Source organism: Microbacterium sp. 13-71-7, assembly GCF_002257455.1.
GTDB lineage: Bacteria > Actinomycetota > Actinomycetes > Actinomycetales > Microbacteriaceae > Microbacterium.
Genome location: NZ_NCKN01000204.1, coordinates 1 through 7,266, shown reverse-complemented (window position 1 = coordinate 7,266; position 7,266 = coordinate 1). Strand labels below are relative to the sequence as shown.

The window sequence follows — 7,266 nt, the reverse complement described above, 5'->3', positions numbered from 1 at the left end:
AGTCGAGCAGCACCCAGCGGGCCTCGCTGCGGCCCTCGCGACGCACGCGCTTGAAGCCCGCCTCGATCATCTTGTCCTCGACCTCGTCGGCGATCGCGGCGACGTTGCGCTCGCTGTTGCCGGTGACGAGGAGGAAGATGTCGACGAGCGGCAGCGGCTCCGACACGTTCAGCGCGAGCAGATCCTCTCCGCCCTTGGACCGGGCCGCGTCTGCGGCGATCTGCAGCATGTCTGCGGCGGACGGGGACTGCATCATGAAGAGAACGCTCCTGTGGTGATGGCGACGATGAGCGCGCCGACCAGAGCGACGGCGAGAGCGCCGGCGGTGATGGTCAGAGCGAGCATGAGCTTGTTGCCCTTTTCGGGCTCGGGCGGGCGGATGACCTCGCCGGCGGGCTTGATCGTGCCGATCGCCGCGCTGGCGGCGATCGGGGTGGGCGAGGACGCGGGCGCGAGCTCGCCGTCGACGAGCACCGCGTCGACCTCCTTGCCGTCGGCGACGCCGTCGGCGTGGCCGCGGGAGCCGAGACCGGAGGGCAGCTCGTAACTGCCGGTGACGAGGATCTCCCCGGTGGAGGCGACGGGGCCCGAGAGCGAAAGCCCTGCGGGCGCCTGCTGGAAGATCAGTGCGTTCGGCGCGGCATGGTGCGAGCCCGCGGAATCGCCGATCAGCGCGTCGAACGAGTCGACCTGGGCGGTGCGCGGCTGCTCGGCGAGCACGCGCTCGCCGAAACCGGCGTTGACCGTGGTCGCGGAACCTGCCGCGGACGCCGTCTGCGAGACGGCGCGCGGTGCGGCCTCGGCGGGCGCGGTCGGAGTCTGAGCGGGGGTCTGCGGAGCGGCAGGGGCGGATTCGGCCGCTGCCGACCAGAGCGCCGTCTGCTCGGAGGAGAAGGGCAGGCTCACCGGGGCCGCGTCCGGCGCGGGCGTCGGGCCCGTGGCAGGGACCGCCGGCAGCAGCAGCGAGGCGGAGGTCGAGTCGGCCGGACGGGCGGGCCGGGCGTCCTCGACGGACTGGGGCGCGGCGGAGACGGGATCCGCGTGCCAGGTGCGGCCGGTCTCCTCCTCGGCGCGCATGACCGCGGAGACCGAGACGGGCGCGACGTCCTGTTCGGCGTCGTCGACGCCGTCCTGCTCGTCGGCCACGGAGGCCGATGCGGGGGCGGCGGATTCGAAGGAGCGGCGACGGCTCGGGTAGCTGGGTCGCGGCACGTCCGTGATCATGCCGGACGCCTCGGGCGCGGGCTCGGACGCGGCGGGCGCCGCAGCCGGGACCGTCGGCGGGGCGAACGACGGAGTCGGTGCAGGGACTGCGGCGGCGGGCTCGGCGGCAAGCGGCGCCGGCGCGCTCGGCGCGTCCTGCGCGGAGGGATCGGACACCGGCAGCGCGCCGGTGCGGACCCGCTCCTGCTCGCGCTTCTGGCGACGGGTGAGCGGCTCTTCGTCCGCGGCGGGGTCCTGCGGCTCGACGTCGGCCGATGCGGCCGTCGGGGCGGCGGACTCGACGGGGCTCTCGGCCACGGGGGCCTCGGCGACGGGCTCCGCCACCGGGACATCCGCGGGGGGCTGAACGGTCGCGGCGGCGACGCTCTGCCGGCGCGCCGCCTCGGCCTCCTCCGGAGTGACGATCGGGGTCGATCCGGTGAGGCGTGCCTCCCGCAGCTGCTTGCGGGTCAGCTGGCTGCTGCCAGCTGACTGATCAGCAATGTGCGAGTGCTGATCCGATGTGCTCATGACGTGCTCCGATAAAGATGATGCTTCGCGATGTACTGGACCACACCGTCCGGCACGAGGTACCAGACGGGATCCCCCTCGCGGACGCGGGATCGGCAATCGGTCGACGAGATCGCGAGGGCGGGGACTTCGAGTTGGCTGACGTTGTCGCTGGGCAGACCGTCCGTGCTCAGCACGTGACCTGGTCGGGATACCGCGACGAAGTGGGCCAGATCCCACAGTTCATCATGATCCCTCCAGCTGAGAATCTGCGCCACGGCGTCTGCGCCCGTGATGAAGAAGAACTCCGCATCGGGGCGCTGGGCCTTCAGATCCCGCAGCGTGTCGATCGTGTAGGTCGGGCCCTCGCGATCGATGTCCACGCGGCTGACGGTGAACGACGGATTCGAGGCCGTCGCGATGACCGTCATCAGATAGCGGTGCTCGCTGTCCGACACGTCGCTCTTCTGCCACGGCTGCCCCGTGGGCACGAAGACGACCTCGTCCAGTCCGAACGAGTGCGCCACTTCGCTGGCCGCGACGAGGTGGCCGTGATGGATGGGGTCGAACGTTCCGCCCATCACGCCGATCCGCGGCGCCGGAGTGGTCGTCATCGGATCAGCTCAGTGACCGTGTCCGGCCCCGTGTCCTTCGTGACCGTGCTCCGCCGCCCACGCCTGCGCCTTGCGGTCGTGGCGGTTGGCGACGTTGCGGTAGGAGAGCGCGACCAGACCGAGCAGCGCGAACACGCCGGCGGCGATCAGACCGAACGGAAGGGTCTCCAGCGCCACGTTGCCGTGGTGCTCGGTGGTCTCTGCGGCGGTCTGCACGAGCTGTGCGACGAGGTTCATCGATTCTCCAGAGTGATCAGGGTGGATCTCAGCTCCTCAGTCTAGCCCTCAGCCGCGCGTCTGCCCCGCCCCGCGCGCGAGCCACTTGGTGCTGGTCAGCTCGGCGAGTCCCATCGGGCCCCTGGCGTGCAGTTTCTGCGTGGAGATGCCCACCTCAGCGCCGAAGCCGAACTCGCCGCCGTCGGTGAAGCGCGTCGACGCGTTCGCCATCACGACGGCGGAGTCGACTTCGGCCAGGAAGCGCTCGATCGCGAGGGCGTCCGTGCTGATGATCGACTCGGTGTGCCCGGTGCTGTACTGCCGGATGTGCGCGAGCGCGGCGTCGAGGTCGTCCACCACGCGCATCGAGAGGTCGAGGCTCATGTGCTCGGTGGCCCAGTCCTCATCCGTCGTGGGGACGGCCGCGGGCACGAGCCGGCGGACGTCGTCGTCGCCGTGGATCGTGACGCCCTGCGCGATCAGCGCGTCCGCGACCTCCGGAACGAGCCGGTCGGCCGCGGCGCGGAGCACCAGGACCGTCTCCACGGCGTTGCACACGCTGGGGCGCTGCACCTTGGCGTTCACGACGATGTCGCGCGCCCAGTCCAGCGGCGCGGTCTCGTCCAGCACGATGTGCACCACGCCCGCGCCCGTCTCGATCACGGGGACGGTGGATTCGGTCACGACGGTCTCGATGAGTCCTGCGCTACCGCGCGGCACGAGCACGTCGATGAGGCCGCGGGCGTGCATCATCGCGGTGGCGCCGGCACGGCCGAAGTCGTCGACCGTCTGGATCGCCTCCGCGGTCACCCCCGCCGCGGCGAGGGCATCGCGCATGACCCGCACGAGGACGGTGTTGCTCTCCTTGGCGGCGCTCCCCCCGCGCAGCACGGCCGCGTTGCCCGAACGCAGGGCGAGCGCGGCGATGTCGACCGTGACGTTGGGGCGCGCCTCGTAGATCGCGCCGACCACGCCGAAGGGCACCCGCACCTGCTCGAGCGCGACGCCGTTCGGCATGCGGTGCCCGCCGACGACGCGGCCGACGGGATCGGGCAGGGTCGCGACCTCGCGCACCGCCGCCGCCAGCGCATCGATCCGCTTCTCGTCCAGGCACAGTCGGTCCAGCAGGCCGTCGCCGATGCCGTCGGCCGCACCGCGTGCGAGGTCGCGGGCGTTGGCGGCGATGATCTCGGCCGAGGAGGCCGTGAGCGCGTCGGCGATGGCGTGCAGGGCGGCGACCTTGCCGGCGCTCGTGAGTCGAGCGATCTCGCGGGACGCCTCCTTGGCGGCGCGCATCCGCGTCTCCGGCGAATCCGGCCCGTCCTGCGCGGAGGCGTCTGCGGGCACGGCGAAGTCGGCGATCACGGTGGACATGCGGTCAGTGTACCCACGCGCCGGGCCCCGGGGGCCCGGATGACGGAATCAGACCGCGGGCTCGAACCAGGTGCCGATCTCGGCGCCGGAGAGCGCCTCGGCGACCAGATCCGCGCTGGTCACAAGCACGCCGATGCCGCTCGCGGCGGCCAGGCGGGCGGCGGAGACCTTGGTCGCCGCTCCCCCGGTGCCGACGCCGTTCACGACGGTCGCGCCGAACTCGAGGCCGGACAGGTCGGCGCCCGCCGCGACGATGTCGAGCGGCTCGGCGGACGGGTCGGACGGCGGCCTGGTGTAGAGCGATTCCACATCGCTGAGCAGCACGAGCGCATCGGCCCCGGTCAGCTGCGCCACCAGCGCGCCGAGCCGGTCGTTGTCGCCGAAGCGGATCTCCTGCGTGGCCACCGTGTCGTTCTCGTTCACGATCGGCAGCACGCGCAGCCCGAGCAGTCGCTCCATGGCGCGGCGCGCATTGCTGCGCGAGGTCGGATGCTCGAGGTCGCCCGTGGTCAGCAGCACCTGCCCCGCCACGATCCCGTGCGGGTGCAGCGCCTCCTGGTAGCGGTAGATCAGCACGTTCTGCCCGACGGCGGCGGCGGCCTGCTGCGTGGCGAGATCCGTGGGCCGGGCGTCCAGCTGCAGGAAGGGGATGCCGGTCGCGATCGCGCCGGAGGACACCAGGACGATCTCGGTTCCGCGCGCGTGCGCGGCCGCGAGCGCCTCCACGAGCACCGGGATCCGCCAGGCGGCCTCACCGCTGATCGAGGAGGAACCGACCTTGACGACGATCCGCGCCGCGGTCGGCAGATCCGCCCGGCTCAGCGCCGTCACTCGACGCCCTCGCCGTCGGCGTCCTCCCCCGCTGCGGCGCCCCTGGCGAGGCGCTGCTCCTCGAGCTCGGCACGGGCGGCCGCCTTCGCGTCCATGCGCTCGTGATACTGCTCGCGGCGCTCGCTCGTGGTGCGGCGGTTGTTCGGGTCGAAGCGCGAGTCGAGACCGCGCGGTGAGGTGATGAGCTCGGCCGCGGAGGACATCTGCGGCTCCCAGTCGAACACGATGCTCTCGCCGGGTCCGATCACGACGGTGGAACCGCGCACCGCGCCAAGCCGGAACAGCTCGTCCTCGACGCCGAGCTTCTCGAGCCGGTCGGCGAGATAGCCCACCGCCTCCTCGTTCTGGAAGTCGGTCTGCTGCACCCACCGCACCGGCTTGTCGCCGAGGATCCGGTACACGTTGCCGTAGCTGCCGCCCTCGACGCGGATCTCGAACTCGCGCTTGGAGCCGCGCGGGCGGATGACGACGCGCTCCTTGGGCGCCGCCGCGGCCGCGGCCAGCTCGGCGCGATGCGCGTCGACGATCTCGCCGAGCGCGAAGGTCAGCGGACGCAGCCCCTCGTGCGACACGGTGGAGATCTCGAACACGCGGAAGCCGCGCTCCTCGAGCTCCGGACGCACGAAGTCCGCGAGCTCGCGGGCCTCCGGCACATCGATCTTGTTGAGGGCGACCACCTGGGGGCGCTCCAGCAGCGGGATCTGCCCCTCCGGCACCTCGTAGGCGGCGAGCTCGGCGAGGATCACGTCGAGGTCGCTGAGCGGGTCGCGGCCAGGCTCGAGCGTGGCGCAGTCGAGCACGTGCAGCAGGGCGGAGCACCGCTCCACGTGCCGCAGGAACTGCAGGCCGAGTCCGCGGCCCTCGCTCGCGCCCTCGATGAGGCCCGGCACGTCTGCCACGGTGTAGCGCGACTCGCCGGCCTGCACGACCCCGAGGTTCGGATGCAGCGTGGTGAACGGGTAGTCCGCGATCTTCGGCCGAGCGGCGGAGACCGCCGCGATCAGGCTCGACTTGCCGGCGGACGGGTAGCCGACCAGCGCCACGTCGGCGACGGTCTTGAGCTCGAGCACGACGTCGCCCTCGTAGCCGGGCGTGCCCAGCAGCGCGAAACCGGGCGCCTTGCGCTTCGGCGTCGCGAGCGCGGCGTTGCCGAGGCCGCCCTGACCGCCCGCGGCGACCACGAAGCGCTCGCCGGGGATGATCATGTCGGCGAGGACTTCGCCGTCCGGGCTCTTGACGACCGTCCCGACGGGCACGGGCAGCTCGAGGTCCTCGCCGTCGTAGCCGGAGCGGTGGTCGCCCATGCCGAAGCCGCCGTTCTGCGACGTGCGGTGCGGCGAGTGGTGGTACGAGAGCAGCGTGCCGGTCTGCGGATCGGCCACGAGCACGATGTCGCCGCCGTCACCGCCCTTGCCGCCGTCCGGGCCGCCGAGGGGCTTGAACTTCTCGCGGTGCACGGACACGCAGCCGTTGCCGCCCTTGCCCGCGCGCAGGTGCAGCGTCACTCTGTCGACGAACGTGACCATGCGGATCCTCCTGGATTGGGGGCGGGAAGGGACGTGCCCGGAAATATGGAAACGGGGCGAGCCGAAGCCCGCCCCGTTGCCGAACAGTGCCCAACCGGTGGCTGAGCCTGTCGAAGCCTTACTCGGCAGCTGCGACGATGTTGACGACCTTGCGGCCGCCCTTCGCGCCGAACTCGACCGCACCGGCGGCGAGGGCGAACAGCGTGTCGTCACCGCCACGTCCGACGTTCACGCCGGGGTGGAAGTGCGTGCCGCGCTGGCGGACGAGGATCTCGCCGGCGCTGACGGTCTGGCCGCCGAAGCGCTTCACGCCGAGTCGCTGTGCGTTGGAGTCACGACCGTTGCGGGTCGAGCTCGCACCCTTTTTGTGTGCCATTTCTCAGCTCCTCTTCGTGCTTACTTGATGCCGGTGATCTTGACGCGCGTGAGGTCCTGACGGTGGCCCTGGCGCTTCTTGTAACCGGTCTTGTTCTTGAACTTCTGGATGACGATCTTCGGGCCGCGGAGGTGGCTGACGACCTCGGCGGTGACCTTGACCTTCGCGAGCTTGTCGGCGTCGGTGGTGATCTTGTCACCGTCGACGAGGAGCACCGCGGCGAGCTCGACCTTGTCGCCCTGGGCCGCCTTCAGGCGGTCGAGCTGAACGATCGTGCCGACCTCGACCTTCTCCTGGCGTCCACCGGCGCGCACTACTGCGTAAACCACTTCATACCTGTTTCGTTGGGGAGCGGGACCGCTCCGTAATCTCACGGGAAGACTGTGCTTGCATCGCGCCACAGCAGAGGGATCCGCAGTGGCGGGCGCGAGTTGCATGATCCCGCGGCGGCCGAGTGGGGCGTCCGGCGCGGTGCACCAAGGAGCTACTTTACCGGATGCGAGGCCCCCTCGCAAAGGCTCCAGTGGCGGCAAATCGGCTTTAAGCGCGGCCAGCCCCTCGCCGTCCCGTGCGATGACCCTGCGGTCGGGAATGCAGTGCTCCAGCATGGGGCGCT

Annotated in this window: 9 protein-coding genes; all 9 read right to left on the bottom strand. The window is 71.4% G+C overall.

Annotated features, from left to right (window positions below; all coding sequences use genetic code 11):
- The coding region (locus B7X32_RS16390; RefSeq protein ID WP_292721979.1) for an RsfS/YbeB/iojap family protein at nucleotides 1-256 on the bottom strand (256 nt) is incomplete at its 3' end.
- Complete coding sequence (locus tag B7X32_RS16385; RefSeq protein WP_292721977.1) at nucleotides 253-1,734, bottom strand: hypothetical protein; 1,482 nt, start codon at nucleotides 1,732-1,734, stop codon at nucleotides 253-255. The genes B7X32_RS16385 and B7X32_RS16390, both read right to left, overlap by 4 nt.
- Nucleotides 1,731-2,327, bottom strand: coding sequence for a nicotinate-nucleotide adenylyltransferase (gene nadD / locus B7X32_RS16380; RefSeq protein WP_292721975.1), 597 nt, complete (start codon nucleotides 2,325-2,327; stop codon nucleotides 1,731-1,733). The genes B7X32_RS16385 and nadD overlap by 4 nt, the downstream gene beginning before the upstream one ends.
- Nucleotides 2,328-2,336: 9 nt before the next feature.
- Entirely contained in the window at nucleotides 2,337-2,564 is a 228-nt protein-coding gene (locus B7X32_RS16375; RefSeq protein WP_045272563.1) for a hypothetical protein, read from the bottom strand.
- 48 nt (nucleotides 2,565-2,612) lie between these two features.
- Nucleotides 2,613-3,839: a glutamate-5-semialdehyde dehydrogenase gene (locus tag B7X32_RS16370; RefSeq protein WP_292721982.1), complete on the bottom strand. Its 1,227-nt coding sequence runs from the start codon at nucleotides 3,837-3,839 to the stop codon at nucleotides 2,613-2,615.
- Between the two features lie 126 nt (nucleotides 3,840-3,965).
- Nucleotides 3,966-4,748, bottom strand: a complete 783-nt coding sequence (gene proB / locus B7X32_RS16365; RefSeq protein WP_292721970.1) for a glutamate 5-kinase — start codon at nucleotides 4,746-4,748, stop codon at nucleotides 3,966-3,968.
- Nucleotides 4,745-6,274, bottom strand: a complete 1,530-nt coding sequence (gene obgE, locus B7X32_RS16360) for a GTPase ObgE (protein ID WP_292721967.1) — start codon at nucleotides 6,272-6,274, stop codon at nucleotides 4,745-4,747. Before obgE ends, proB begins: the two co-directional genes overlap by 4 nt.
- 118 nt (nucleotides 6,275-6,392) lie before the next feature.
- Complete coding sequence (gene rpmA, locus B7X32_RS16355; protein ID WP_159575753.1) at nucleotides 6,393-6,650, bottom strand: 50S ribosomal protein L27; 258 nt, start codon at nucleotides 6,648-6,650, stop codon at nucleotides 6,393-6,395.
- A gap of 20 nt (nucleotides 6,651-6,670) precedes the next feature.
- The gene (gene rplU, locus B7X32_RS16350) at nucleotides 6,671-6,979 is read right to left on the bottom strand and encodes a 50S ribosomal protein L21 (RefSeq protein ID WP_233309240.1); all 309 of its coding nucleotides are present in this window, start codon (nucleotides 6,977-6,979) and stop codon (nucleotides 6,671-6,673) included.
- Nucleotides 6,980-7,266: the final 287 nt, after the last annotated feature.

What these genes read in the sequence shown, in the direction of transcription:
- B7X32_RS16385 (WP_292721977.1), bottom strand. Translation starts at nt 1,734, where the DNA reads ATGAGCACATCGGATCAGCACTCGCACATTGCTGATCAGTCAGCTGGC.
- nadD (WP_292721975.1), bottom strand. Translation starts at nt 2,327, where the DNA reads ATGACGACCACTCCGGCGCCGCGGATCGGCGTGATGGGCGGAACGTTC.
- B7X32_RS16375 (WP_045272563.1), bottom strand. Translation starts at nt 2,564, where the DNA reads ATGAACCTCGTCGCACAGCTCGTGCAGACCGCCGCAGAGACCACCGAG.
- B7X32_RS16370 (WP_292721982.1), bottom strand. Translation starts at nt 3,839, where the DNA reads ATGCGCGCCGCCAAGGAGGCGTCCCGCGAGATCGCTCGACTCACGAGC.
- obgE (WP_292721967.1), bottom strand. Translation starts at nt 6,274, where the DNA reads ATGGTCACGTTCGTCGACAGAGTGACGCTGCACCTGCGCGCGGGCAAG.
- rpmA (WP_159575753.1), bottom strand. Translation starts at nt 6,650, where the DNA reads ATGGCACACAAAAAGGGTGCGAGCTCGACCCGCAACGGTCGTGACTCC.